At 61.3% G+C, this 26,233-nt stretch carries 28 protein-coding genes; 20 read left to right on the top strand and 8 right to left on the bottom strand.

All coding sequences use genetic code 11. The annotated features are described in order from the left end of the window. The first annotated feature begins 2 nt into the window (after positions 1-2). From EXW71_RS22575 to EXW71_RS22545, 7 genes are all read left to right on the top strand, one after another. Positions 3-629, top strand: a complete 627-nt coding sequence (locus tag EXW71_RS22575) for a DNA repair protein (protein ID WP_134661335.1) — start codon at positions 3-5, stop codon at positions 627-629. Positions 630-648: 19 nt separating this feature from the next. Then, positions 649-1,128, top strand: a complete 480-nt coding sequence (locus tag EXW71_RS22570; protein WP_134661334.1) for a YbjN domain-containing protein — start codon at positions 649-651, stop codon at positions 1,126-1,128. After that, positions 1,125-2,057 (top strand): peptidylprolyl isomerase, encoded by a 933-nt coding sequence (locus tag EXW71_RS22565; protein WP_134661333.1) that lies wholly within the window; start codon positions 1,125-1,127, stop codon positions 2,055-2,057. Before EXW71_RS22570 ends, EXW71_RS22565 begins: the two co-directional genes overlap by 4 nt. 51 nt (positions 2,058-2,108) lie before the next feature. Beyond that, positions 2,109-3,086 (top strand): LysR family transcriptional regulator, encoded by a 978-nt coding sequence (locus EXW71_RS22560; protein WP_134661332.1) that lies wholly within the window; start codon positions 2,109-2,111, stop codon positions 3,084-3,086. Positions 3,087-3,555: 469 nt separating this feature from the next. Beyond that, on the top strand, positions 3,556-4,110 hold the full coding sequence (locus EXW71_RS22555) for a histidine phosphatase family protein (RefSeq protein WP_134659534.1): 555 nt from the start codon (positions 3,556-3,558) through the stop codon (positions 4,108-4,110). A gap of 45 nt (positions 4,111-4,155) precedes the next feature. Further along, positions 4,156-4,911: a precorrin-6A synthase (deacetylating) gene (gene cobF / locus EXW71_RS22550; RefSeq protein WP_134659536.1), complete on the top strand. Its 756-nt coding sequence runs from the start codon at positions 4,156-4,158 to the stop codon at positions 4,909-4,911. Between the two features lie 8 nt (positions 4,912-4,919). After that, complete coding sequence (locus EXW71_RS22545; protein ID WP_123718039.1) at positions 4,920-5,639, top strand: alpha/beta hydrolase; 720 nt, start codon at positions 4,920-4,922, stop codon at positions 5,637-5,639. 130 nt (positions 5,640-5,769) lie between these two features. Here the strand turns inward: EXW71_RS22545 and EXW71_RS22540 are convergent, their stop codons facing one another. Both EXW71_RS22540 and EXW71_RS22535 read right to left on the bottom strand, forming a co-directional pair. Then, a complete protein-coding gene (locus EXW71_RS22540; RefSeq protein WP_134659538.1) occupies positions 5,770-6,324 on the bottom strand; it encodes a hypothetical protein in 555 nt (184 codons plus the stop codon). A gap of 72 nt (positions 6,325-6,396) precedes the next feature. Beyond that, entirely contained in the window at positions 6,397-8,205 is a 1,809-nt protein-coding gene (locus EXW71_RS22535; protein ID WP_134659540.1) for a monovalent cation:proton antiporter-2 (CPA2) family protein, read from the bottom strand. Between the two features lie 453 nt (positions 8,206-8,658). Between EXW71_RS22535 and EXW71_RS22530 the strand changes: the two genes are divergently transcribed. Beyond that, positions 8,659-10,212, top strand: coding sequence for a DUF726 domain-containing protein (locus EXW71_RS22530; RefSeq protein WP_134659542.1), 1,554 nt, complete (start codon positions 8,659-8,661; stop codon positions 10,210-10,212). A 42-nt stretch (positions 10,213-10,254) separates the two neighbouring features. After that, entirely contained in the window at positions 10,255-11,574 is a 1,320-nt protein-coding gene (locus EXW71_RS22525; protein WP_123718042.1) for an Nramp family divalent metal transporter, read from the top strand. Positions 11,575-11,605: 31 nt separating this feature from the next. On the opposite strand, the gene EXW71_RS22520 is transcribed toward EXW71_RS22525, so the two are convergent. Then, the gene (locus EXW71_RS22520; RefSeq protein ID WP_134659544.1) at positions 11,606-12,574 is read right to left on the bottom strand and encodes a LysR family transcriptional regulator; all 969 of its coding nucleotides are present in this window, start codon (positions 12,572-12,574) and stop codon (positions 11,606-11,608) included. A gap of 117 nt (positions 12,575-12,691) precedes the next feature. On the opposite strand from EXW71_RS22520, the gene EXW71_RS22515 reads away from it, so the two are divergent. From EXW71_RS22515 to EXW71_RS22490, 6 genes are all read left to right on the top strand, one after another. After that, positions 12,692-13,180 carry a DMT family transporter gene (locus EXW71_RS22515; protein WP_123718044.1) on the top strand — a complete coding sequence of 163 codons (489 nt, stop codon included), beginning with the start codon at positions 12,692-12,694 and terminating at the stop codon, positions 13,178-13,180. A 4-nt stretch (positions 13,181-13,184) separates the two neighbouring features. Then, a complete protein-coding gene (locus EXW71_RS22510; RefSeq protein WP_123718045.1) occupies positions 13,185-13,640 on the top strand; it encodes a DMT family transporter in 456 nt (151 codons plus the stop codon). Positions 13,641-13,729: 89 nt separating this feature from the next. Beyond that, positions 13,730-13,900: a metallothionein gene (locus tag EXW71_RS22505; RefSeq protein ID WP_123718046.1), complete on the top strand. Its 171-nt coding sequence runs from the start codon at positions 13,730-13,732 to the stop codon at positions 13,898-13,900. Positions 13,901-13,981: 81 nt separating this feature from the next. Beyond that, on the top strand, positions 13,982-14,746 hold the full coding sequence (locus EXW71_RS22500) for a helix-turn-helix transcriptional regulator (RefSeq protein WP_134659546.1): 765 nt from the start codon (positions 13,982-13,984) through the stop codon (positions 14,744-14,746). Positions 14,747-14,834: 88 nt separating this feature from the next. After that, positions 14,835-15,008, top strand: coding sequence for a DUF1427 family protein (locus tag EXW71_RS22495; protein WP_123718048.1), 174 nt, complete (start codon positions 14,835-14,837; stop codon positions 15,006-15,008). Between the two features lie 30 nt (positions 15,009-15,038). Further along, positions 15,039-15,998, top strand: coding sequence for a zinc-binding alcohol dehydrogenase family protein (locus EXW71_RS22490; protein ID WP_134659548.1), 960 nt, complete (start codon positions 15,039-15,041; stop codon positions 15,996-15,998). Positions 15,999-16,191: 193 nt separating this feature from the next. Here the strand turns inward: EXW71_RS22490 and EXW71_RS22485 are convergent, their stop codons facing one another. The 3 genes from EXW71_RS22485 to EXW71_RS22475 form a co-directional block, all read right to left on the bottom strand. After that, on the bottom strand, positions 16,192-17,220 hold the full coding sequence (locus tag EXW71_RS22485; RefSeq protein WP_134659550.1) for a purine nucleoside permease: 1,029 nt from the start codon (positions 17,218-17,220) through the stop codon (positions 16,192-16,194). Between the two features lie 14 nt (positions 17,221-17,234). Next, entirely contained in the window at positions 17,235-18,197 is a 963-nt protein-coding gene (locus EXW71_RS22480; RefSeq protein ID WP_134659552.1) for a nucleoside-specific channel-forming protein Tsx, read from the bottom strand. A gap of 228 nt (positions 18,198-18,425) precedes the next feature. Beyond that, on the bottom strand, positions 18,426-19,346 hold the full coding sequence (locus EXW71_RS22475; RefSeq protein WP_134659554.1) for an AraC family transcriptional regulator: 921 nt from the start codon (positions 19,344-19,346) through the stop codon (positions 18,426-18,428). A 210-nt stretch (positions 19,347-19,556) separates the two neighbouring features. Between EXW71_RS22475 and EXW71_RS22470 the strand changes: the two genes are divergently transcribed. Then, positions 19,557-20,867, top strand: coding sequence for a sugar ABC transporter substrate-binding protein (locus tag EXW71_RS22470; protein ID WP_134659556.1), 1,311 nt, complete (start codon positions 19,557-19,559; stop codon positions 20,865-20,867). A gap of 19 nt (positions 20,868-20,886) precedes the next feature. Then, positions 20,887-21,660, top strand: a complete 774-nt coding sequence (locus tag EXW71_RS22465) for an L-iditol 2-dehydrogenase (RefSeq protein WP_134659558.1) — start codon at positions 20,887-20,889, stop codon at positions 21,658-21,660. 6 nt (positions 21,661-21,666) lie between these two features. Here the strand turns inward: EXW71_RS22465 and EXW71_RS22460 are convergent, their stop codons facing one another. Next, on the bottom strand, positions 21,667-22,359 hold the full coding sequence (locus EXW71_RS22460) for an NUDIX hydrolase (protein WP_134659560.1): 693 nt from the start codon (positions 22,357-22,359) through the stop codon (positions 21,667-21,669). 146 nt (positions 22,360-22,505) lie between these two features. Here EXW71_RS22460 and EXW71_RS22455 point away from each other — a divergent pair, with 146 nt between their 5' ends. The 3 genes from EXW71_RS22455 to nadE are packed head-to-tail and all read left to right on the top strand — an operon-like array spanning position 22,506 to position 25,199. Continuing rightward, positions 22,506-23,153: a nicotinamidase gene (locus EXW71_RS22455; protein ID WP_134659562.1), complete on the top strand. Its 648-nt coding sequence runs from the start codon at positions 22,506-22,508 to the stop codon at positions 23,151-23,153. 11 nt (positions 23,154-23,164) lie between these two features. Beyond that, a complete protein-coding gene (gene pncB / locus EXW71_RS22450) occupies positions 23,165-24,382 on the top strand; it encodes a nicotinate phosphoribosyltransferase (RefSeq protein ID WP_134659564.1) in 1,218 nt (405 codons plus the stop codon). A 1-nt stretch (position 24,383) separates the two neighbouring features. After that, a complete protein-coding gene (nadE, locus tag EXW71_RS22445; protein ID WP_134659566.1) occupies positions 24,384-25,199 on the top strand; it encodes an ammonia-dependent NAD(+) synthetase in 816 nt (271 codons plus the stop codon). Here the strand turns inward: nadE and EXW71_RS22440 are convergent, their stop codons facing one another. Next, the gene (locus tag EXW71_RS22440) at positions 25,200-26,231 is read right to left on the bottom strand and encodes an ABC transporter substrate-binding protein (protein ID WP_134659568.1); all 1,032 of its coding nucleotides are present in this window, start codon (positions 26,229-26,231) and stop codon (positions 25,200-25,202) included. Positions 26,232-26,233 lie beyond the last annotated feature (2 nt).

Here is a 26,233-nt window from a genome sequence, read left to right as displayed (position 1 = left end):
ACATGAACATGCGAATAGGCGGGCTGTTGCTGCTGTTGGTTGCCACGGGCGCTTCGGCCGAGGGCATGGAGGAGCGCCTGCGGACGCAATTGCGCAGCACCACCCAGCAGTTGCAGGCACTGCAAAGCGAGCAGGCCCAGGCCAGTGCCGCACGGCTGGCCGCCGAGGCGCAGGCCAAGCAAGCGCAGGCGCAGATCAAGCAATTGACTGCCGAACTGGAAAAGGCCCGCGGTGTGGCCGAGCAACTGGCCGGCCAGCAGCAGAGTCTGCATAGCCAGGCCCAAGCCCAGGTGGCTGCGAGCAATGAACAGATCGGCAAGTTCAAGAAAGCGTATGACGACCTGCTGGTCCTGGCCAAGGGCAAAGAGACCGAACGTGCCCGCTTGCAGGCGCAATTGACGGAACGTGACACACAAGTGCAGCAATGTTCAGCCAAGAATCAACAGATGTACGGCGTGGCCCGGCAGATCCTGGCCGCCTACGAAAAAATCGATGTGGCCGAGGTGATGAGCATTCGCCAACCCTTTGCCAGTGGCGCACGGGTGAAGTTCGAGGAACTCGCCCAGGGTTTTGGCGATGACCTGTACCTCAATCGGTTTGATGCTCCGCACACCGCGCTTAATCCATGATCAACAAGGAAGAGACACTATGAGCGATGTTCGACTGATCTCCAGCGTCACCCCGCAAAGCCTGACCGAGCTGCTGCAGGAAGCCGGCTACCGCGTTAACCAGAGCGAGCAGAACGGCATCGTGCAACTGCTCAGCGCCAGCCAGGGCATCGGCTTCGCCGTGCGTTTCGGCAACCCGGCGGCAGAGCAGGGCAACTACATGGACTTCACTTACAGCTGCGCGCTGCGTGTGCAGGGTGAGTTGCCGCAAGGCTTGGCCCAGGTGTGGAACGCCTCGCGGCGCTTTGCGCGGCTGTCGTTGCAGGGTGAGTTTCTGCTGATGGAAATGGATGTGGTGGTGGCCGGTGTCGGTGTCACGCATCTGCGCAGCCAGTTGGAATTGTGGGACCGCCTGCTGCAGGAGTTTATCGTGTACCTGCGCGACTACAGCCAGCAATCGGCGCAATTGCAAGCTCAGGCTGCTGCGGTGCCGATGGACGAGGAGGCGCCTGTCCTGTGAAGAAGCCAACCCTGCTCGTCGGCGCGGGTGCGCTGACCTTGCTGGTCGTGGCGGTAGGCTTGAGCCTGCGACCGGGCACTGACCCGGTCGCCGCTCAGCAACCGCTGAAGTCAGAGCACACGGGACCTGCGGTAGCGCGCCTGGGCAATCAGCAGATCGACCTGCCTGAACTGCAACGCGTATTGGCCAGCCTGCCCGCCGAAACTCGCGAGCAACTGCGCGGCAACCGTGGCGCGCTGGAAGCCTGGATTCGTTCGCGCCTGACGCAAAAAGCGGTGCTCGAACAGGCCGACGCCCAAGGCTGGCGCCAGCGCCCGGAAGTGGAGCAGCAGACCCGCGCCGCCACCGAGCAGATCGTGTTTCGTGACTACATGCTCTCGGTCAGCCAGGTGCCGGCCGATTACCCCAGCGCGGCTGAATTGCAACAGGCCTATGACAATGGCAAGGCCCAGTGGTTGACGCCGCCGTTGTATCGGGTCAGCCAGATTTTCCTTGCCGTGAATGACCCGCAGAGCGTTGACGGCGTGCGTCGCCAGGCTCAGGAGCTGAGTCGCAAGGCCCAGGCCGCTCCGGGTGAATTTGCCGCCTTGGCCACGCAGTTTTCCCAAGACCCGGGCACGGCGCAGCAGGGCGGTGATTCTGGGTTGCAACCCTTGCAGCAACTGGTGCCCGAGGTGCGTGGTGCGGTCTCGCGCCTCAAGGTTGGCGCGGTATCGGATGCGGTGCAGAGTGCGGCGGGCTTCCATGTGCTCAAGCTTACCGCCCAGGAACCGGCGCGCACTGCGACCCTGGATGAACTGCGCGAGCGCCTTACCCAAGCCTTGCGCGCCCAGCGTCAGGAGCAGATCGCCAAGGCCTACCTGGAAGGCATGCTCAATACCGCCACCTTGAGCATCGACGGCGCCGAGTTGAATAAGGTGCTGGAGTAACCCGCGAAAGCACGCATTGGATGCATAGACCTACGAGACAGGGAGTCACCCATGGCATATCTGGAACCTTCCGGCCCCCAGGGGGCCGCCGCTTATCACGCGTCGAACGAGCCGCGCAGTGCCTGGCTGGCACTGGCCGATGAGATTGAACCGGAGGTGGCGCGTTACTTCCTGGTGAGCGCGCGTTGCGGTTGTTTCATGCAGGCGGCACGCAGTTTGAACATCAAGGTGACACTGTTGCGCAAGCGCCTGATGCAGCTGGAAGAACACGTGCGGCATGCCTTGTTCAGCTATCAGGGCAACGGCTTGGTGCTCAGCCGTGACGGCCTGCTCCTGCAGGCGCGGTTGATAAACCTGGCCCACGCGCGGCGCGTGCCGGTGGCCGAACAACCACTGATCCGCCTGGCCGTGGCCGAGCCGATCCTGCATGACATCCTCGGTCGCGACCTGATCGCCTTGCTGCGCCGTAACGCCAGCGTGCGTCTGCAGATTATTTCCATCGACAGCCCATTGGCCCTGCAGTCGGTGAATGCAGATGTGGTGGTGTGGCTGTCGGACGCCGACGGCCCCGCGCCCGGTCCAAGCTTTGCGACCGAAGCCCCTCGGCGCCTGGCGGTTTTGCAGTACTTGCCGCATATCGCCAAGCGCTATTCACGGCTGACGACGCGCCCGGACAGTGTGGAAGATCTGGATGACTACATGCTGGTGCAGTGGCAACCGGATACGCAGGTCGACGCCTTGCAGCCCTGGAACAGGGTGATTGAAGAACGCCAGGCGTCCGTGGTGCAGGTGCAGGCCTATTCGTTGATGCTGGAGATGATCCGTTGTGGCGCGTGCATTGGGCTGTTGCCGCACTACATGGGAAGTTTTGACCGAGGCCTGGTGGGGCTGCCGGGATTGGTGACCGAGAGCATGCAGCGCCAGGTGTGGTTGGCGGTGAATGCGCAAGCCCAGGATGCTGAAGCCGTGCAGATGATCATAGCGCTGATTGAAGGAACGTTTGAGGGGCGGCGAGAGTGGTTTGATTGACCGATTCCATCAGGGAGATACCGATCTGCTCCTGATCTGCTCCTGATCTGCTCCTGATCTGCTCTTGATCTGGCTTTTGATCTTGATCTTAAGCGCCCCATAAAACCACGCTGGCCGAACGCAGGCTTGAATCCGTGGGTAACCCGGCAGGACGCCGGGTTAGCCGTCCTGGGCCAGGGATGGCCCATGACGGCGGCCCACGGATTCAAGCCGGAGTGAGGGCATGCCGAGCCCAGGCGAGGCACCGAGTGGTGGGGCAAGGACCTTTTGGTTACTTTTGGGTCCCACCAAAAGTGACCCGCTGTAAGAGCGGAACCATCAGCGGCCGTGGCCCAAATAACGGATATACACCCACACCACACCACACCCATATCCAGCGCTGCCCCCCCCCAAAGCCGCCCAGCGTTGCGCAATAGACATAACTGCGCCAGTCTTGACCGCCTGATCCTCCGAGTTGAAGCCCTTTACGATGCAGGCCACCCGTCTGACACTGATCTGCCATGCCCTGACGCCCTTTCAAAAGCAGGGCAGGTTCCCCGATGACGAATCTGTCGCAATGGATTGGCAAGCTGCAGCGCAATCCCTGAGCGGCCGCTACCCGAAGAAAATGCGCTTGTTATGCGGGCCGGAGGCTAGAACCCGGCAGACTGCCGGCTTGTTCGGCGCTGACCCGCACATCGAACACGCCTTGCGCGATGGTGACGTAGGTTGTTGGAAAGGACAGGACATCGGCCAGCTCGATAGCGAGCTGCTGCTGGAATGGACGACCGACAGCCACAGCGCGCCTCACGGCGGCGAGTCAGTGGAGCAGATTTGTACGCGAGTGGGGCGGTGGATGAAATCCCTCGAACCCCAACCCGGCCATGTGGTGGCTGTCACCCATCCGTTTGTGATCCGCGCTGCCCTGTTGTACGTCATGCAGCTGCCGCTTTCGATGTTCTACCGGATCGACGTGGAGCCGCTGTCCACCACTGAGCTGCGCTTCAACACCGTATGGCGCCTGCGCCTGGAAACTCACGCCTGACCCCGCGAACATGGCAAAATCCACGCCCCGCACTGAGAGCACCCCATGAAAACCATCCTGATCATCGGCATTGGCGCCGGCAACCCCGACTACATCACGATGCAGGCCGTGAAGGCGCTCAACCGTACCGATGTGTTTTTCCTGATGGACAAGGGCCAAAGCAAAGACAAGTTGATCGACCTGCGGCGTGAAATCTGCCAGACCTACATCACCGACCCGGGCTACCGTTTTGTCGAGGCCGACTGCCCCGAGCGCGTGCGCGGTGACGTCGACTACACCTCCGCCGTGCAGGACCTGAACCGCGACAAGCAGGCGACCTTTGAACGCATGATCAATGAGGAAATGGCCGACGGCGAGGTGGGCGCGTTCCTGGCGTGGGGCGACCCTGCGCTGTACGACAGCACCATTCGTATCTTGCAGGCGATCCTTGCCAGTGGCCGCTGTACGTTTGAATTCGAAGTGATCCCCGGCATTACCAGTGTGCAAGCCCTGGCGGCCCGGCACAAAGTGCCCCTGAACCGTATCGGCCGTTCCATCGAGATCACCACCGGGCGGCGTTTGGCGGCAGGGCAGGCGAGTGATGCCGACACCCTGGTGGTAATGCTCGACGCCGAAGACTCCTACCGCACTGTGGTCGATCAGGACCTGGATATTTACTGGGGCGCCTATCTGGGCACGCCGGATGAAATCCTCATCAGTGGCAAAGTGGCGCAGGTGGCTGAAGACATCGAGCGGGTGCGCAAGGCCGGGCGCCTGGCCAATGGCTGGATCATGGACACCTATCTGCTGCGCAAACCTTGAGGTTACCCATGTTCAAATTCTTCGCCTTGACCTTGGTTTTGCTGGCCGGCGCTGCTCAGGCCGATTCCACCTTGCACACCGACTTGCCGCTGTCCTACCTGGAACAGACCCAGGGGGATGCGCGCAACCAACCGTTGGTGATTTTCCTGCATGGTTTCGGCAGTAACGAGGAAGACCTGTTCGGCATCAAGGATGCGCTGCCATCCACCTGGACGTACCTGTCGGTGCGTGCGCCGATGCCGGTGGATCCCAGTGGTTATCGCTGGTTTGCCAGGAAACCCGGTGACGGCGAGTACGATGGCGAGACGGCTGACCTGCAACGCAGCGCCAAGCTGATCGAAGACTTCGTGACCCAGGCGACTGCCAAATATCACACTCAAAGTGATCGGGTGTTCCTGGTTGGGTTCAGCCAGGGCGCGATCATGTCCTACGAGGTGGGTTTGCGAAAGCCTGCGTTGGTGCGTGGGATCGCGGCGTTGAGCGGCAGCGTGTTGCCGGTGCTCAAGGCCGAGCTGAAACCGGATGCGGCATTGGATAAGTTGGCCATCTTTATTGGCCATGGCACGTTGGATCAGGCGCTGGCGTACACCTCGGCCACGCGGGCGAACGAGGTGTTGCTGGGCTTGGGTTTGAAGCCGGAGTTTCACGGGTATATGGGCATGCCGCATACCGTGAGCGAGGCGGAAGTGCAGGACCTCAAGGCCTGGCTGGAGAAAAGCCTGAGATAAACGCACGCCCAGAATGTACGAGGGGGCTTGCTCCCGATTGCGGTGTATCAGCCCCGGAATAGGCGATTGATACAGCGCAATCGGGCGCAGGCCCCCTCGCACATTGGCTCTTCATTGATGAGCGATCGGGTTATTTGCCGCCGGTGATCTGCTTGACCAGTTCGGCGTGCCCCTTTGCATCATCCGCCCGGGAAATCGCCTGGATCACCAGCAAATGGCTGCCTGAGCCGCCCAAAAAGGTGGAGTTCAGAGTCTTGCCGCCGCCTTGGGTCGCGGTGCTGTCCACTTGACGCAGGCCCAGGCCCTTGAACGTCAGTTTTCTCTCGTTCTGCTTCTTGAAGTCGGGCAGGGCCGCGCTCTGGCTCTTGACGAAGTCGGCCACGGCGCCATCGAGGAATTGCGGGTCGTTATCCTTGATCGTTGCTCCATCATTGCGCACGGTTTCGGCGACGATCACTACACTTTTCGTGGTTGCGTTGGCGTACAACGTGCCCTGGGTATCGGCGGTGCCATCCTCTGCCTTGCCGGAAGGCAGCGCATCGGCGGTGTAGGCCTTGGGCAGGCTGAAGGTGAATTTGCCGCCCAAGGTCGAGATGGTTTGCGTGTTCGGTTTGCCGGCAGCCCATACGCTGCCGGCGGTAAGCGCGAGGGCCAGCAGGGCGGCGGTCTTGATGAAAGTGGCCATGAAGCGCTCCAGTGATGAACGAAATTGCGGCGTATTCTGTCAGAAAATTCGCAATATCGTTCATCAACAGCCCTACACCTTATCGGACTCCTCCTCAAGCCGATCCATCTCAAACAGTCGCGCCAGTTCTGCGCGCGCTTCCTGGGCGGTTTGCATCACCTTGGCCGCGTCGTCGTAGACCGCATGTTGGGCGGCGAGTAATTGCAGGTCGTGGTTTTTGAAGCGGGTGATGCGGGCGTCGGCCTGGGCCTGGCTCAAACCTAGGCCCACCAAGGTCCGGCGACTCATTTCCAGGCTGGAATAAAAGGTCTCGCGCACCGGCGAGGCGTCCAGGTCGACCAAGCGGTGCACGTGCTGGCGGTTACGCGCACGGGCGATGATCTTCATGTGCGGGTAGAGATTGCGCACGAGTTCAGCGGTCTTGATGTTGATCTCCGGGTCGTCCATGGCGATCACGAAGTACTCGGCCTGATCGACCTTGGCCGCGTGGAGGATTTCCGGGCGCTGCGGGTCGCCGTAGAACACCGGCATGCCGCCGAAGCTGCGGGTCAGTTCGATGGTTTCCACCGAAGTGTCCAGGGCAATGAACGAAATGTTCTGCGCCCGCAAGATACGCGCGACGATCTGGCCCATGCGGCCCATGCCGGCAATCACCACTCGCGGCGCGTCGCTTTCGATGGCGCGGTATTCCTCCGGCACTTCCACCGGTTTGACCTTGGGCTTGAAAAGCTTGGGGCATACCAACAGCAGCAGCGGTGTCACGGCCATCGACAGGGTGATGGTCAGCACCAGCACATCGTACAGGTGCGGTTCGAACAGGCCCTGATCGCGGCCGATCTTGAACACCACGAAGGCAAACTCACCGCCCGCCGCCAACACCACGCCCAGGCGCAGGGCGCTTTCGCGATTGAGATCGCCCACCAACCGCCCGACGGCGTACAGCAGCGGCAATTTCAAGCCGATCAACAGGAGGGTCAGCCCGATGACCACCAGCGGTGAACTGAGCAACAGGCTGAGGTTGGCGCCCATGCCCACGCTGATGAAAAACAGTCCCAGCAGCAGCCCCTTGAACGGCTCGATCTGGGATTCCAGTTCGTGACGGTATTCCGAATCCGCCAGCAGCAACCCGGCGAGGAATGCGCCGAGAGCCATGGACACGCCGACCAGTTCCATCAGCCAGGCGGTGCCGATCACCACCAGCAAAGCGGTGGCGGTGGACACTTCGCGCAGGCCGGTCTTGGCCACGATGCGAAACACCGGCCGCAACAGGTAACGCCCGCCGATGATCACCACGGCGATGCTGCCGAGGACTTGCAGCATATGTTGCACGCCCTGGGCTTCGGTGGTCGGGTGGTCGCTACCGGCCAGCAACGGCACCAGGGCGATCAGCGGGATGGCGGCAATATCCTGGAACAGCAGAATCGCAAAGGCCAGGCGCCCGTGGGGTTGGTTGAGTTCCTTGCGTTCGGCCAGGCTTTGGAGGCCAAAGGCGGTGGAGGACAGTGCCAGGCCCAGGCCCAATACGATCGCGCTGTTCAATGTCTGGCCAAATAGCCACAGTGCCACCACGCCCATCACCAGACCGGTGAGCAGCACTTGGGCCAGGCCGACGCCGAACACCGCTTTGCGCATCACCCACAAGCGCTTGGGCGACAGTTCCAGGCCGATGATGAACAGCAGCAACACCACGCCCAGTTCCGAGAACTGCGCCACGCTTTGCGGGTTGCCTACCAGGCCCAACACCGACGGGCCGATGATCACGCCGGCGAACAGATAGCCCAGCACCGCGCCCAGTTGCAGACGCTTGGCCAAAGGCACGGTCAGCACGGCGGCGAGCAGGAACACCACGGCTGCTTGTAACAGGTTGCCTTCATGGGGCATGGAGAACTCCAGGATCAATAAAACAAATCTACAGGGCTAATGCCGGTCAGCTAAGCGATAGAGCGGACAACGAGTAACCTGTGGCGAGGGCCGCTTGCCTGTGGCGAGGGAGCTTGCTCCCGTTGGACTGCGTAGCAGGCCCAGTCTTTTCAAGCCCAAAGCTGGGGCCGCTTCGCGGCCCAACGGGAGCAAGCTCCCTCGCCACAGTGGCTATGCCCCTCCTTAACTGACTGGCATTAATCTACAGGGCGCTATTAGAGCGCTTTTTTACATTCGGAAACTTGTACTTTTGCGGCGAAATTATAGGCAGCCACCTGGCGGAATTGAACGTCGCTGCGCTTGAGAGAGATATCCGTGGCAAGGCCGCGACGGCTCACGCCGGTCAGGATTCACCTTCATCAGCGCCATGCTTTGTTACTATCGCCGCCCATCGTCACCAGGAGTCACCGGCCCATGCAACACCAGTGGGATGAAATGCACCGCACCCGCAAGCCCACGTTCGTGCTGTGCGGCGAGCCACAGGGGGATGTGCTCAATCTCTATGTCCACGGTTATTCGGCGTTCTTCAACCGCCAGCAATTGGGGAGCTTCAAGGAACAGCTGGCGAGCATCGAAGGCTCGACCAACCTGATGCTGTTCTGGCCGGCGGGGCATTTTCTGGAAAACCTGTTCGCGCCGTTCAAGGACGTGCTCACCTCGGTGCTTGGCGGTGGCGGTGTGGGAGCTGCAACGGTGGGGGTGGGCAAGGCGATCGCCTATTTTCTCGATCATTACAAAAGTGTTGAAGCGCGTGTCGATGAAGTGGCCAGGACGTTGTTGCCGGAGTTGGCCAGTTACCTGCGCGCTGAATCGCTGCCGGTGCGGCGTATCAATCTGATCGGCCACTCGCTCGGCGCACGCATCCTGGTCAAGAGTGTATTGGCCAGCCCGCAGGTGGCCCGTGAGTTGCCGTTGAATAACCTGCTGCTGATGGGCGGGGCGATCTGTACGTCCAGCCCGTGGGAAGACGTGTCGGTGCCGTTCAAGGGACGGGTGATCAACTGTTACTCCAGCAAGGACTGGGCACTGGCTATAAAACCGGATGCCGAGCGCTGCATTGGTCGCTATGCCATTGAGGTCACACCGGCGTTGAAGGCCAAGGTCGCCAATGTGCATCTGCCGATGTTCGATCATGCCGCCTATTGGCCGCAATTGAAGACGGTGGTGCAGTACACCGACCTGTTGCAAGAGCGGCGCGGCCTGATCCGCGCCGACCTGCGTAATGCTGAAGTGCGTTTTGCCGAGGAGGACGTGGCGCTGTTCCCTGCATTGGTGCAGGCGCGACCGGACGAGCTGAAATTTCTTGCTGAGTTGATGGCGCAAAAGCGCAGCGCCTCAATCGATGCCGATGTGCGCGAACCGCTGAAACTGGCCATCGAGTTGCAACGCATGGGCGGTGACAGCTTTATGAACCTGGCCCGTGGTCATGGGGTGAGTTACCGACAGATTGCCGAGGATGTGGCGCAGCGTCTGGGGATCAAGTTCGATGAGCGGGTTGAATCCGTCGCGCTGGCAGACATCGAGGCAAAGGTCGCGCAAGCACTGATTGAGCAATACAAAGACAAACTGAACAGCGCCGACCGACAGGCTTTCGACGCCGAACTCAAGGCCGCAGCCAAAAAGGAGCAGGGTGTATTCACCCGCTTCGACCTGGGTCGTTCGGCGACCACCGCTTTGAGCGGGACCGCGCTGGCGGGGCTCACCGGGTTTATCCTGCGACGTGGCGCAACCTCCGCCATTCCGGTGGTGGGCCAGGCGCTGGCGGCGGCGATGTTGCTGGTGGGCGGGGTGCGCGCGTTTTCCGGCCCGGCTTACTCGATCACCACCTTGGCGGTGCTGGTGATCGGCGGGATTCGCCAGCGCATGGAGCGTGAGGCGCTGAACCAGGAAATGGACCTGGTGGTGCAGGTGGTCGAAGCGTTTGACTTGCCCCGGGAAACGGTGATGCGCACGGTTGCATCCGACTGATAAGCTGCACGCCTGTCTTGTGTTGTTTGCCTGGGATACCGCGTGAAATTCAGCCTGCCGAAAATCGCTACTGCCCCGTTCTGCCCTCCGGAAGTGGCCGGCTCCGTTGCCGTCGATCCCAAGGCGTCGTTCTTCAAGCGGATGTTGATGTTCGCCGGTCCCGGCCTGCTGATCTCCATCGGTTATATGGACCCGGGCAACTGGGCGACGGCCATCGAGGCCGGTTCGCGCTACGGCTACAGCCTGTTGTTTGTCGTCCTGTTGGCGAGCCTGGCGGGCATGGCGGTGCAGTGCCTGTGTTCGCGGTTGGGCATCGCCACCGGCAAGGATCTGGCGCAGTTGTGCCGCGAACGCTACAGCCGTCGCTCTGCACGCACCCAGTGGGTGCTGGCGGAGATTTCGATCATCGCTACCGACCTTGCCGAAGTGCTTGGCTGCGCCCTGGCGTTTCACCTGTTGCTTGGTGTGTCGCTGACCACGGGTATCGTCATCACCGCCTTCGACACGTTATTGGTCCTGGCTCTGCAAAACCGGGGGTTCCGCCGCCTGGAGGCGATCATGCTGGCGTTGGTGGCGACCATCGGTGTGTGCTTCTTTATCGAGCTGATGCTGATCAAACCCTACTGGCCGGATGTGCTCGGTGGCTTCACCCCGTCGTTGTCGGCCATCAGCGAAGCGGCGCCGCTGTACCTGGCCATCGGCATCCTGGGCGCTACGGTGATGCCCCATAACCTCTACTTGCACACGTCCGTCGTGCAAACCCGGCTGATCGGCAAGGACCTCGCCAGCAAACAGGATGCGGTCAAGCTGGCGCGTATCGACACCATCGGCTCCCTGGCCCTGGCGTTACTGGTGAATGCCGCGATCCTGGTGCTGGCGGCGGCTGCGTTCTACAAGACCGGCCATACCGAGGTGGTCGAAATCCAGGACGCCTACCACTTGCTTGATCCACTGGTCGGTGGCGCTTTCGCCAGTATCCTGTTCGGCATCGCCTTGCTGGCCTCCGGGCAAAGCTCCACCTTCACCGGCACCATTGCCGGGCAGGTGATCATGGAGGGTTACCTGAACCTGCGCATTCCGTGCTGGCAGCGGCGGCTGATCACGCGGGGGCTGGCGCTGATCCCGGCGTTCCTCGGGGTGTGGCTGATGGGCGACGACGCCATCGGCAAGCTGTTGATCCTCAGCCAGGTTGTACTCAGCTTGCAGTTGCCATTTGCGTTGTACCCGCTGATCCGCATGACCGATGACAAGCAATTGATGGGGCCATTCGTCAATCGCCTGCCCACGCGGGTGTTGGCGTGGTTCCTGTTTGCGCTGATCAGTGGGGCGAATGCGTGGTTGATCGGGCAGTGGTTGTTCTGAAGTCGATGTGTACGGCTCACCGCAGGAGGGCCTATATCGAGCCTTCCTGGCCTGCGTTTATCGGCATTTCCCTGTCCCAATACGGCACCCTTCCAAAACACTCCACAAAGTAATCCACCACCGTCCGCACCTTCAGCGACAGCCGGCGGCTGCCGGGCCATAGCGCGGCAATCTGCTGCGGCTCCAGGGTCGTCGCCACGTCGTATTCGCTGAGCACGGCCTGCAACGTGCCGGCCCGCAAGCTCTCGCCAATCAACCAGGACGGAAACACCACCAGGCCCAGGCCTTGTTCGGCGGCATGGGTGAGGGTGTCGGCATGGTTGCCGGTGATGGGGCCTTTGACGCTGTAGGGCGTCCAATCGCCCTGATCACGACGAAAGAACCAGCGTTGCTGGCCAGTGACGCCCTTATAGGCCAGGCATTGGTGGTTGACCAGTTCATCGGGGTGGCTCGGCGTACCATGGCGGGCCAGGTAAGCGGGGCTGGCGGCAATGCGAAAGCGTTGGGGCGCGAAGATGCGCGCCTGCATGCTGGAGTCGTTGAGTACGCCGATGCGAAACAGCAGGTCGGTACCGTCTTGCAGCGGGTCGACGTAAGTGTCGGTTTGCTGGATATCCAGTTGCAACTTCGGGTAGCGCCGGCACAGCTCGCCGAGCCACGGAGCAAGGTGGCGTTGGCCGAATACCATCGGTGCGTTGATGCGCACCAGGCCACTGGGCTCACGGTCCTGTTCCTGCAGGGCTTGGCCGGCGGCTTCCAGTTGCTTGAGCATCACCCGTGCGTGCCGCCCGAGCAGGCGCCCGGCCTCCGTAGGGCTGACCGCACGGGTATGGCGGTAGAGCAGTTGTTGGCCGAGGGCCTGTTCCATCAACTGGATCTGCCGGGAAATAGAGGAGGGCGCCAGGCTTTCGCGGCGGGCCACTTCGGAAAAACTGCCGTGGTCGAGCACCGCGACAAACAGGCGCAACGCCTTGAAACTCAGTTCATTCAAACCCTGCATTGTGTTCCCTATCTATGCGTATTGCGCAAAGGTGTTGTCAGCATGCTCCCATTTATCGCACAGGACGGCCACCGGATAATGCACGCCATGTTTCCTTTTCCGAAGTGCGGGTGATGTATGCAAGCCAGTTCTACTGCGGCGATGGCGCAGGCCAGGCCGAAAAAAAATCCAGGGCGGTTGCTGTTGTTGCCGTTGGTCATTCTGGCGGGCATGGGCTTGTCGGTGGAGGCCGGTCTATTGGGGCCGTTGGGGACTCAAGTGGGCCATTTATGGGCGACCTTGAGCATTTTCGGTGTGGGCTCGGCGATCCTGTTTTTGCTGCTGTTGTTCAGTGGCCCGCAAAAGGGCCCGGCACTCACCGAGCTGCCGCGCTGGCAACTGATCGGCGGGTTTCTGGGGCCGATGTATGTGGTGGTGCTGACGCTTGCCACGCCCCACATCGGTGTTGCCATGACCATGATCGCGATTTTGTCGGGCCAGGTCGGCAAGAGCGTGTTGATCGATCATTTCGGCTGGTTCGGCACGGCGCGCAAACGGGTCAATGTTGAACGCTGGATTGCGCTGGGGTTGATTGTGGCGGCATTGGTTTTGATTGCACGAGGGTAGGGCGATGCATCTGATTTTATTGTTGGTACTGGTGGTCGCCGCAGGTGCGGTGCTGAGTGTGCAGGCGGCTATCAACGGGCGCCTGGGGCAGTCGGTGGGCGTATTGCGCAGCAGCCTGCTGACCTTTGCGGTCGGCGCAATCACCACGGCATTGTTGATTTTCTTCTTCGAACCGGCCCAGGCCGTCAGCTTGCTGGACGTGCCGAAATGGCAACTGACCGGCGCATTGTTCGGCGTGGTGTACATGATGGTGATGGTCGGCGCGGTGCCGGTGGTCGGCACGGCGGTGGCGACAGTGGCGGTGATCGTCGGGCAGTTGGGCATGGGCATGCTGATCGACAATTTCGGTTGGCTGGGCAATTCGGCCATCGAGCTGTCGGGCAGCCGGATCCTGGCGATGGTGCTGCTGGCCCTGGCCCTGGTGTTTATGTATCGCAGCAACAGCCGCCGGGTCGACTAACGGCGCTGAACCCCGCTCGCATGCCCGTAGTCATTGTTTAAGGTGCGGCATCCGCTGCATCTGGACGACCATGTAAAAGGAGTCTGACGATGGCTGACCAAACCTGTGCTTGCCCACATTGCAAATGCGTACTGGGCAAAAATGCGGTGATGAAGGACGGCAAGGGCTATTGCTGCGAAGGCTGCGCCGAACACCATGCCCATGGCGAGCCGTGCGCCTCGTCGACGGGCTGCGAATGTGCCAAGTCGGCGCACGCTTGAAAACCTCCGGTTGAAAATCCGCTCGGATTATCGGGTGGCGGTCATTACCATGGCCGTCCACCCTTGATTGATGTGTGCCTCATGGCCCTGGCCGCTCCCCCCGACCTCACTGATCATGCCGTCCCCGTGCAACCCCTGGCGCGTACTTACCCGCGTGGGTTGTATGTGGAGCCCCACAGCCACGACTGGGGCCAGTTGCTCTACGCCATGAGTGGCGTGATGTGGGTCGAGACGCCCCGTGAAGCCTTGGTTGTGCCGCCGCAGCGTGCGGTGTGGCTGCCGCCGGGTGTGGAGCATGGGATCCGCGTCGTCTCGGACCTGCAGATGCGCAATATCTACCTGCGCCCGGCGCTGGCGGCGACGCTGGACAGTCAGGTGCAGGTGATTGACGTGGGTGGGTTGCTGCGCGAGTTGATCTTGAGCTTGGTCGATCAAGCCGATAACGCTGATTCGGCGTATTACGATGCCGTGGTCGGCCTGGCGTTGCTTGAGCTGCAACGGGCACGCCGTTCGCAGATCCGCATCGCCATGCCGCCGGAAGCTGATCGGCGGCTGATCAACGCCTGCCAGGCGGTGATGGCGGCGCCGTCGCTGGAGATCTCCTTTGAGCAACACGCCGAGGCGGCGGGTGCCAGCGTGCGCACCCTGGCGCGGTTGTTCCAGACCCATCTGGGCATGGGCTTTGCCGAGTGGCGCCGACAAGTGCAACTGGCCACGGCGGTGGCCGAGCTGATCCAGGGCCAGTCGGTCAGCGGCATCGCGCGCTCCCTGGGGTATTCACCCAGCAGCTTCAGCGACATGTTCCGTCGCGAACTCGGCGTGGCGCCCTCGCACTATGCCGGTTGAGGGTTGGCCGAAATCCTGAAGTACTTGGCCGATGCGGTCGGGATGGGCTCACTACACTGTGCCCATCAACCAGCCAGGCGTGACCTCCATGAACTACCTTGCCTCCCTCGCCATCGGCCTGCTAGTCGGCCTGATCTATGGCGCCTTGGACTTTCGCTCGCCCGCGCCGCCCGCCATTGCCCTGGTGGGCCTGATGGGCATGTTGCTCGGTGAGAAGCTCTGGCCCATAGGGCGTGAGTGGATGAGCGGCTGGTTGTCCTGATTTGTTCTTTCCCTTTGATGGATATTGGTCATGAAAGCACTGCAATTTTCCGCCGTGGGCGACCTTGCCGCCCTGGGTTTCGTCGAGGTTGCCAAGCCGGTGCCGGCTGCGGGTGAGGTATTGGTCCAGGTCAAAGCGGCCGGCCTGAACCCCAGTGACGTTAAAAACGTGCTCGGGCGTTTTCCCTACACCACGTTGCCGCGTATTCCCGGGCGTGACTTTGCCGGTGTGGTGGTGGAGGGCCCGCAAGCGCTGGTCGGCCAAGCGGTGTGGGGCACTGGCCGGGACCTCGGTTTTTTTGCCGACGGCTCTCATGCGCAGTACCTCACCGTGTCGGCCAAAGGCGTGGCCCACAAGCCCACGCACTTGAGTTTTGCCCAGGCCGCCAGTCTGGGTGTGCCATACACCACCGCTTGGGATGCCCTGGAGCGTAGCGGTGTCGACAAAGGCACCCGTTTGCTGGTGATCGGGGCCAATGGTGCGGTCGGCAGTGCGGCGTTGGCGCTGGCGAAAATTCGTGGTGCCCAGGTGTTGGCGGCGGTGCGCAAGGTCGATCAGGTCGAGGCATTGCAGGCGCAAGGTTTTGCAGCGATTGCCCTGGAGCAACCGGAAGCGTTGGGCGGGCAGGTCAATGCGGTGTTCAAGGGCGGCGCTGATGTGATCTTCGATACCACCGGCTTTTGGCTGCCGGCTGCGGTCGCCGCTCTGGCCCCGTTCGGACGCATCGCAATCATCGCCGCGCCGGTCGACGGTCATGTGCAGCTGCCGGCCCTGGCGTTGTACCGCAAGGGTGGCTCGGTGGTGGGCATCAATTCGTTGCTCTACAACTGCGAGCAGTGCGCCGTGATGCTGGAGCAGTTCGGGCGTTTCTTTGATGAAGGCTTGCTGCCGCTGCCCACGGGCTTGCGTGAAGTGGCGTTGGCCGATGGCGTTCAGTGCTATGAAGCAGTGAACGGCGGCAGTGCGGACAAGATCATTTTCCTGCCGTGATGCCGTTACTGCCAGTCAGTTAACGCTTTTTGTAGATGTAGGAGCGAGCTTGCTCGCGAAAAACTCAAAGGCGCCGCGTTGATTCAGGCAACACGCGTGATCGTTGACGTTTTTCGCGGGCAAGCCCGCTCCTACAGAGGGCGGCTTACGCTTGACTGACTGGCGTTAGGGCTGCCCCCACATTGGGTCTTTATCAGGCTTCCGGGACGCCTTTTTCCCAGGCCGACCAGTTCTTCAGGATCGCCTGTACCAGCGGGTTACCCGTGCGATACAGGTTCTCCAGTGCCGGCACGAACCCTCCTTGGTCCGCATATTTCAACAGGTTGTCCACTTCGCTGTAGCCAGGATACGGCCGGTCGAAATCGGAGCCTGCCCGCACCACGGCCAGCCGCTGGATGTCCACCAGGCCTTCGCGGCTGGCGCGCAGCAGGGCTTCATAGGTTGAGTTGTCTTCCTGCTGGGTGGTGCAGTATTCGCCTTTATTGTCGGTGAGCAGCCGTGTCCAGACTTCGGCGCGCTCGCTCAGGCGTGTGCCGGAGAACCAGGTGTTACCTGCCAGGGTATCGCAGCGCGTGACTTGCGGCGGCTGGTTGGCCGGGGCGGCAGGGTAGTGTTTACGCCAGGCGCTGGACTCCTTGCTTTCGGTCAGCTCGACTTTCTGTGACAAGGCAAACGCCTTGGCCTGCAGCTTGGGGTTGAGCTCGAACACTTCGGTCTTGTAGTCCAGCGGCGGTTTCTCGTTCGGCCCTTTGGTATTGATACCGATGTAACCCGTCGGCCAATCCTTGGGCGCATCCCGGGAATCCAACTCCCACTGGGTGCCGAACTCCACCAGGTAATGGGCCCAGGCGGCGGTGCCGAGGGTGCCGTGCTTGGGGCTGATACCGGCAATCCCGGCGATCAGGAAGTAGCTCTGGCGCAGGTCGAACTTGGGCGACAAGGCCAGAGCCAGAGTGGAGGCGGCGGCGTTGGTCTGGCCCATGCCGGTGACCAGCAGGCACACCTCCTGGGTGTTGCAGCGTATCACCGGGTATTCGGCGGAAAGGCCCGGTACGCGGACTTCCTGCTTGAGTTCCAGGCGATCTATCCAGGTTTGCGCCTCGGGGGCGAACATGGTGATCAGCATCACTTTCGGCTTGATCGGCGCAGGCGCATCCGCCAGCACCACGTGGGGCAAAAATGCCAGGCCGATGGCCATCGAGAGACGGGTAAACACGTTCATCTAAAGCTCCTTGATCAGAATTGGTAGCCAACACCGGCGTAGTAGCCCCAGCCTTCGGAGCTGGCGCGGAAGTTACCCTCGCCGAAGTTCAGCTCGCTGCCATCCTCCCAGTTGCCGCCGTTGTGGAAGTAACGACCGACCAGGGTGAAGCGCAGGTGGGTAAACGAGTACAGCAGGACGTTGGTTGCCACCAATGAGTTGGCGGTGCGCGCCGGGTTGTCCTTGTGCAGGTCCGAGCCGAAATCGTAGTTGGTAAAGCCGATATAGGTCAGCGACGCACCGTTATCGAAACTGCTGATGGGGACGATGTACTTCATTTGCGCGCGGTAGCCGTCCCACGAGTATTCATTGCTGGCGCCATAGTTTTCCCACTGGTAGCGCCCATAGAAGTTGGCCGACAGGTTGACCCGCGAATGGGTGTCGATGTCGGTGCCCAGGCCGCTGTACAAGGTGTTGGCGCGGTTGGACTTGTTGCTGCCGTGGTCGTAGATCCAGTCGAACGCTACGTACCATTCCTTGAACGGCCCGATGGCCAGGCTACGACCTGCCAGGTAGTCGATGGAGATGCGGGGTTCATGCTCCATGAATACCGGTGAGCCATGGTCCCACGCGCCTTTGTCATTACTGTTACCGATGCCGAGAATCTTGGGCACGTCGATATAGCCGTACAACTCGAACGGGCCCTTGCGGCCGAAGTACTCGTATTCCAGGTAGACGTCATCCTGCGGCTTGGGGCCGAAGCTGATGTCTTTGCTGCCGATCAGCGTCAGGTCCTGATTGAACCATTGCGACAGGTACACATCTTTTTTTGTCGAGGCGGCCTCGGGGCTCTTGGTTTCAGGGCTGAGGGTTTCGCCCTGTGCTGAGTCATCGACCGGTTGTTGCTGCGCCAAAATGGGTGCGCTGAGTACTCCCGTAACGGCGGCCAGTAGCAAGGAAACACCAAAGCAAGCATGACGCCTTGAGGTGGGTTGCATTGAAAATCCCTATTCGTACGCGGTTTAAACCCGATTCCTCGGGTCATGGTGAACGTGGCTGCCCAGTTCGTTTCGCAAACGTTTGCATGCGGCGTACCAACTTTGCTCAAAGGTTTGAGTGATATGAAAAAAAGCGGAATTAGCTGGCCTGTTGATCAAAAATGGCAGGGTGTCATTTTCACGGGCCAACAAGGCGACGGTGACTGTCGTGGGAGGCGGTAACCGGTACTACAAGCCGGTGCGGTTGAACAGTTGCATCGCGGTTTCGCGCCGGTATTCAGTCGGCGTCAGGTTCATCTCGATCCGAAAGTGCCGATTGAAGTTGGACAGGTTGGCGTAGCCCACTTCAAAGCAGATATCCGCCACCGACATCTCGCTTTGCAGCAGCAACCGGCAGGCACGCTGCACGCGGAACTTGCGCATCAGCTCGATAAAACCGTGGCCGGTGTTGCGCTTGAAGAACCGCGAGAAGCCCGGTTCGCTCATCTCCAGTTGCCGGGCGATCACCGACAGGCGCACGTCGCCGGTGAGTTCGCGCATCAGGTAATCGAAGGCCTTGTTGATGCGTTCGGCACTGCGCGCGTCCAGCGTCGGCGCGTAGCAGGGGCTGGCCAGGGCCTGTACTTGCTGCTGTGGCGCGTTTTTCAGGGTGTCGAGCAGTTGCAGGAACAGGATCAGCCGTTGCAGGCCATGGGCATCGCCGATGGCTTCCATCAACTGTGCCGCCTGCACGGCCGTGGCACCGCTGAATGCCAGGCCACGCCGCGCCTGTTCGAACAAGGAGGACACATCGCCAAGCTCCGGCAGGGTTTTGCGCAGGGCGAGGAGGGCGGCGCCGTCGAATTGCAGCACCACGTCGCGCCCCTTCAGGTATTCGCCGGGTGCGAGCTCGCCGATCCAGTCGTGAGGCAGGTCAGGGCCGATCAGCGCAACATGCCCGGCGCTGAACGCACCGATGTAATCACCCGCGACCAGTTTGCCGCTGCCTTGGCGGATGAGGTGGATTTCGAACTCGGGATGGTGGTTCCAGCGCGCCAGGTCGTAAGGGTAGTCATGTTCGAACCAGCGAAAACAGTGGTCCGGCTCGGGCAGGATCACTTCGAGCTCGGCGGGGCGATGCTCGAACAGTTCGGCACGGCTCACGGGCATGGTAATGCCTCTTTTATAGGTGGAATCGCCTCAAAATACGCGCTTCGGCAACCCCTGCGCTACCCCGGCCTTGGCCCGGTACCGATACTTTTTTGATCCGGGTGCCAGGGTTAAAAAAGTATCGGTCGGGCATTCGCCATGCGTTTGTGAGGGCTTGGCCAAGCTGCTGTAATCGGCTCTCAACAACAAAAATAACAGGTGGAAACCGCTATGTCCAAGCTCCCGCACGCGTTGTTCATGCTGGCCGGCCTGGTGCTGGCCATGCCCAGCCACGCCGCCGACACCGTGACCATCGCCACGGTCAATAACAGCGACATGATCCGCATGCAGCGTCTGTCCAAGGTCTTCGAGCAGCAGCACCCGGACATCAAGCTCAACTGGGTGGTGCTGGAGGAAAACGTGCTGCGCCAGCGCCTCACCACGGATATCGCCACCCAGGGCGGGCAGTTCGATGTGCTGACCATCGGCACTTACGAAACGCCTCTCTGGGGCGCCAAACACTGGCTGGAACCGCTGACCCAACTGCCGGCGGATTACGACGCCGACGATATCTTCCCTGCCGTACGCCAGGGCCTGTCGGTCAACAACACCTTGTATGCCTTGCCGTTCTACGGCGAAAGCACCGTCACCTACTACCGCACCGATCTGTTCAAGCAGGCCGGGCTGACGATGCCCGCACACCCGACCTGGACCCAACTCGGTGAATTTGCCGCCAGGCTCACGGCAAAAGATCGCGACCAATATGGCATGTGCCTGCGTGGCAAGGCCGGTTGGGGCGAGAACATCGCGCTGCTGAGCACCATGGCCAATGCCTTTGGCGCGCGCTGGTTCGATGAGAGGTGGACGCCCGAATTGACCGGCCCCGAATGGACGGCGGCCGCCAATTATTATGTCAACACCCTGAAGAACTACGGACCTCCTGGTGTCTCCAGCAATGGTTTCAATGAAACCCTGGCGCTGTTCAACAGCGGCAAATGCGCGATCTGGGTCGACGCCAGCGTCGCCGGCTCCTTCACCACCGACGCGAGCCAGAGCAAAGTGGCCGACAGCGTAGGCTTTGCGGCGGCACCCACCGAAGTCACCGACAAAGGTTCATCCTGGCTGTACGCCTGGTCCCTGGCGATCCCGGCTACGTCCAAGCACAAGGACGCCGCCAAGGCGTTTATCACGTGGGCCACGTCCAAGGACTACATCCAACTGGTCGCCGATAAGGAAGGCATCACCAATGTGCCGCCGGGCACTCGCCAGTCCACCTACAACGAGGCCTACCTGAAGGCCGCGCCGTTTGCCCAGGTCACCCTGGAGATGATGAGGCACGCCGACCCGGCGCACCCCTCGGCCAAACCGGTGCCGTACGTGGGTATCCAGTACGTGACTATTCCTGAGTTCCAGGCCATCGGCACCTCGGTCGGCAAACTGTTCGCGGCGGCGCTCACCGGCGGCATGTCGGTTGATCAGGCGTTGCGTGAAGCCCAGGCCACCACCGAGCGCGAGATGAAACGCGCCGGCTACCCCAAATGATTTCCAAGGAACCACGCTCATGAAACGACTGGAAGGTAAAAGTGCGCTGATCACCGGATCGGCACGCGGCATCGGCCGCGCCTTTGCCCAGGCTTATATTGCCGAAGGCGCTACCGTCGCGATCGCCGACATCAACCTGCAACGCGCTCAGGCCACGGCGCTCGAACTGGGCCCACAGGCTTACGCGGTGGCGATGGACGTCACCGACCAGGCCTCCATCGATGCCGCGATTGCCGCCGTGGTGGCCCATGCCGGCAAGCTCGATATCCTGATCAACAACGCCGCGCTCTTCGACCTGGCGCCCATTATCGACATTACCCGCGACAGCTATGAGCGGCTGTTCTCGATCAATGTCGCCGGCACGCTGTTCACCTTGCAGGCCGTTGCGCGACAGATGATCAGCCAGGGCCATGGCGGCAAGATCATCAACATGGCCAGCCAGGCAGGGCGGCGGGGCGAGCCGTTGGTGGCGGTCTATTGCGCGACCAAAGCGGCGGTGATCAGCCTCACGCAGTCGGCGGGGCTGAACCTGATCAAGCAAGGCATCAACGTCAACGCCATCGCGCCGGGGGTGGTGGACGGTGAGCACTGGGACGGGGTGGATGCGCTGTTCGCCAGGCACGAACGGCTGGCACCCGGCGAGAAGAAGCGGCGGGTAGGGGCCGAGGTGCCGTTCGGACGCATGGGCACAGCGCAGGACTTGACCGGCATGGCGATCTTCCTGGCATCGCAAGACGCCGACTATGTGGTTGCGCAAACCTACAATGTCGACGGCGGCAACTGGATGAGCTGACGACGCTTATTCGGCAAAGCTGCGATCAAAAAAATACACCGCGCCAGGCTTCAGGTTCTGCACTGTCGCCTGGGGCCTGCCGCCTTCGCCATTTTTCTTGCGCCCTGTCTCACGTAGATATCCCGCCTCGGTCAGCTTGAGCAGACGCTGACGAATACTGGTCTTCAATACCGGCCGCGCCAGCACCAGTGAAAAGATCGTGGTCGCTTCCGGCGCGCTGAACTCATCACCGAGGAACAGCAACGGCAAGCTGCTGTACAGCGACTTGGAAAACAGCCGCTCCTGTACCGCCGCCACGATCAGGTTGTGGTCGAACGGCAGCTTGATGCTGCCGTTTGCCAGCGCATTCAGCGAAAACCAGCCCTGGTGGTCGGCCAACGTCACTTCATCCGCGACGATGGCAAGGTAGAAGGTGGACGACGACCAGCAACGCGGGTCGCGAAACGCATCGCCCACCGTGCCGACCTGTTCGCACCAGGCCAGGTCCAGGCCGACCTTGTCGCTTACCCGCAAACGCTCCACCGCATCCTTGAGGCTCAGGTCTTGCACGTCGCCGTTGACCACCACACCGGGCAGCGCCCAATGCCCGGCGTAGGGGTCGGCTTCGCGCTTGTTGAGCAGCAGTTTCAATTCCCCGCTGGCACGGCAGTAGAACAGCGCGCAGAGGTCGACGGTGTGGAGGTAGGGGCTAAGTGGCATGTGAAATCCTTCGCAACAACGGTGATGCACAGTCTAACGAATCGAACAGATATGTCATGTACTGGCTTTAGCATAGGTAAATAAATATTTCTTGCAGCGAAAGTACATGACGTGTACTTTTGTTTCCAGGCCACAGGAGAACCACCATGACCCTCGCGAAAACCGCCCTTGCTTCATTTGATGTCGACGCCCAGAAGAGTTTCACGCCACTGTGCCCCAACGAGTTGCCTGTGGCGGGTGGCGACCGGATCGGCGCCGAGCTCAACTACATGGCCAGCCTCGTCGGCCATCGCGTCGGCAGCAAGGATGCTCACACTCCGCACGCGCCGTGGGTGGTCAGCCAGCACAGCGAGATGTTGCAACCCACCGGCCTGGCCCACGCCGACCTCACGTGGGTCAGCCACTGCGTGCCGGGGACCGAGGGTTTTAACCTGCTCGACGAGTTGCCCAGGCCCTATGACTACGACTACTTCGTCTGGAAAGGCGTCGAGCCCGATCTGCACCCTTACGGTGCCTGCTATCACGATCTGCACGACAAACTATCCACGGGGGTGATCGAGTATCTGAGAGCCCAAGGTGTTGTGCGGGTGATCGTCGGCGGCCTGGCCCTGGACTACTGCGTCAAGACCACCGCGCTGCAACTGCTCAAGGCCGGTTTTGAAGTCGTCCTGCACCTGCCGGCATGCCGGGGTATCAGCGAGGAGGGCGGCGTGCAGGCCGTCAATGAGTTGCTCAAGGCCGGTGCTGTCATCAGCAGCACCCGCGAAGAACTGGCAGTCCAGGCCACGCGCTAAGGAGAGTCACCATGGAAAGTGCCTATAACTACGAAACCCCGGTGATCCAGGGGTTGCTCGACACCGACTACTACACCTTCACCATGATGCAGGCCGTGTTGCATCAGTACCCCAACGTCGATGTGGAATATAACTTCATCGTGCGCTCCAAGGAAAAGCTCAGTCACTTGATTCCGCAGTTGCGTGCCGAGCTTGAGCATATGGCTGGCTTGCAGGCCCGCGAAGGCGAACTGCGCTTTCTGTTCAACCCGCATTTTCGCGAATACCTCACGCCGGACTACGAACGCTTCCTCGGCCTGTTCCGCTTCAATCTGCGCTATATCCACGTCAGTGAAGTCGACGGCCAACTGAACATCCGCGTCGTCGGCCCGATGCTGCACTGCATCATGTTCGAGCAGCCGGTATTGGCCCTGGTCAGTGAACTGCGCAACCGTGACAAATACCCCGACGTTACCTTGGAAGACGTCACCCGCAAGCTCTACCAGAAGTTTGACTGGCTGGAAAAAAACCTCAGCCGCGAAGAGCTGGCCGACCTGCGTGTCTCCGACTTCTCCACCCGCCGGCGCCTGTCATTCAAGGCCCAGCGTGAAGTGGTGGACATCATGCGCCGCGACTTTCCCGGCCAGTTCGTCGGCACCAGCAACGCGCACCTGGCCTACGAATTCGACCTGCCACTGATCGGCACCATGGCGCACCAATGGCTGATGGTGCACCAGCAACTGGGGCGCCTGCGCGAGAGCCAGAACGCTGCGCTGGAGCACTGGGTGGGTGAGTACCGTGGCCGCCTGGGTATCGCCCTGACCGATACGATCAGCACAGACTTCTTCCTCAAGGATTTCGACCTGTATTTCGCCAAGCTCTATGACGGCCTGCGCCAGGACTCCGGCGACCCCATCGCCTGGGCCGACAAGGTGCTGGCTCGCTACAAGCAGTTGGGCATCGATCCGATGACCAAGGACCTGATGTTCTCCGACGGTTTGAACTTCGAGAAGTGCCTGCCGATCCTGCGCCACGTGCGCGGCAAGGCCAGGTTCGGCTTCGGCATGGGCACCAGCCTGGCCTGCGATGTGGACGGTGTGCAGCCACTGAGCATCGTGATGAAACTGGTGCGGGTGCACGGCGAGCCGGTGGTGAAGTTTTCCGATGACCCGATCAAGAACGTCTGCGAAGACGCCTCGTTTTTGCAATATGCGGCTCAGGTATTCAATGTCGGCAGCGTGGAGGTGTGACATGCAAACCCAGGAACGTATCGCCCGGGAACTCAATATCGACCGTTCGCTGGTCCAGGGCGGTGAGCCCCGGGAGATCCAGCGGCGCATCGACTTTATCAAGACCACGCTGCGCCAGTCCGGCTGCAAGGCCCTGGTACTGGGCATCAGCGGCGGCGTCGACTCGCTCACTGCCGGTCGCCTGTGCCAACTGGCCGTCGAGCAACTGCGCACGCAAGGGTATGAGGCGCGTTTTATCGCCATGCGCTTGCCCTACAAGACTCAGGCTGACGAAGGCGACGCCCAGGCCTCCCTGGACTTCATCACCCCGGACCAGATCGAAACGCTCAACATTGCCGCCAGTGTCGATGGCTTGATGGCCAGCCTGGGCGCTGCGCAGGCCAGCGCCAGCCATGTCGACTTCATCAAGGGCAACGTCAAGGCCCGTGCACGGATGGTCGCCCAATATGCCGTGGCCAACCTGCATAACGGTTTGGTGGTGGGCACCGACCATGGCGCCGAAGCGTTGATGGGCTTTTTCACCAAGTTTGGTGATGGCGCCTGCGATCTTGCACCGCTGTCGGGCCTGACCAAGACCCAGGTGCGGCTGTTGGCAACTGCCCTCGGCGCACCGGATGGGCTGGTGCACAAACACCCCACCGCCGACCTCGAAGAGCTGGTGCCGGGCAAGCTGGATGAGCACGCCTATGGATGTTCTTACGCAGAGATTGATGCCTATTTGATGGGCGAGCCGGTGACTGAGCGGGTGCGGGCAATCGTCGAGGGGGCCTACAGCAAGACAGCGCACAAGCGTGCGCTGCCGATAACCCCTCTTTGATCAACGCTCGATCGACCGGCTCCACCGCGCATTCCATTCCGGCCGCGCCCGGTTGACCTGGTCCCAATCAATCGAAATCGCCGTCTGCAAGTAGCCTTGCATGGCCTCCACCCGGCCACGGGTCTTGTCGGTGGTCGGGGTGGTCGGGTTCGACGGAATCTGGTCGCCTTCTTCCAATGCCGGCGCCTGGGCTTCGGCGGTCAGCAAAAACGCCGCGAGTTTCTGCGCCAGTTCCGGCTGGTCATTACGCGCAATCACGCATTCGGCCACGTTCAGCACCACCGCACCTTCCTTGGGCTGGGCATATTCCATCGGGATGCCCAGCAGTTTCTGGGTAGTGACCTGGGTCGGTGTGAGCGGGAAGATCGCGGCTTCGTCGGTCTGCACCATCTCGGATATTTTTGCCGAACTGGCGATGTATTCCAGCACTTTGGGGCCGATGGTTGTTGGCCAGGCCTTGAAGCCCGGTTCCACATTGGTCTCGTCGCCACCCTGGATGCGGTTGAACATCAAAAAGCCGTGCAGGCCGAAGGTGGAGGAGGCCAACGACTGGAACACCACCTTGTCCTTGAACCGTGGGTCGGCCAGGTCCATCCACGAGGTGGGGGCCGCCCAGCCTTTTTCCTTGAACATCTTGGCGTTGTAGCCAAGGCCCGTTACGCCGAGCGTGACGGCCACGGCCTGATCCTTGATTTTCGCCTTGGCGGGAATCTGCTCCAGGGTCGGGTTTGGCGTGAGTTTGTCGCACAGGCCCATGGAGATGGCGCGGTACATGATGCCGTCATCGAGGAACATCACATGCATCTGCGGGTTGTCTTTGTTGGCCTGGACCTTGGCGAGGATGTCCGACGAGGTGCCGGGCACGATCACCACCTTGACGTTATTGGCCTTTTCGAAGGCGGGCAGCACCTTGTCGGCGTATACCCGCTCCATGGTGCCGCCGTTCATCCCCAGGTACAGCGTGGGGGCTGCCTGGGCGGTGGAAGCGAGCAAGGCGAGGGACAAGCAGGACAGCGCGGTACGTGGGTTCATGG

The organism is Pseudomonas sp. BCA17 (assembly GCF_004519405.1).
Taxonomy (GTDB): Bacteria; Pseudomonadota; Gammaproteobacteria; order Pseudomonadales; family Pseudomonadaceae; genus Aquipseudomonas.
Note: the sequence above shows the minus strand (reverse complement) of the source record. Positions and strands in the feature narration are given on the sequence as shown.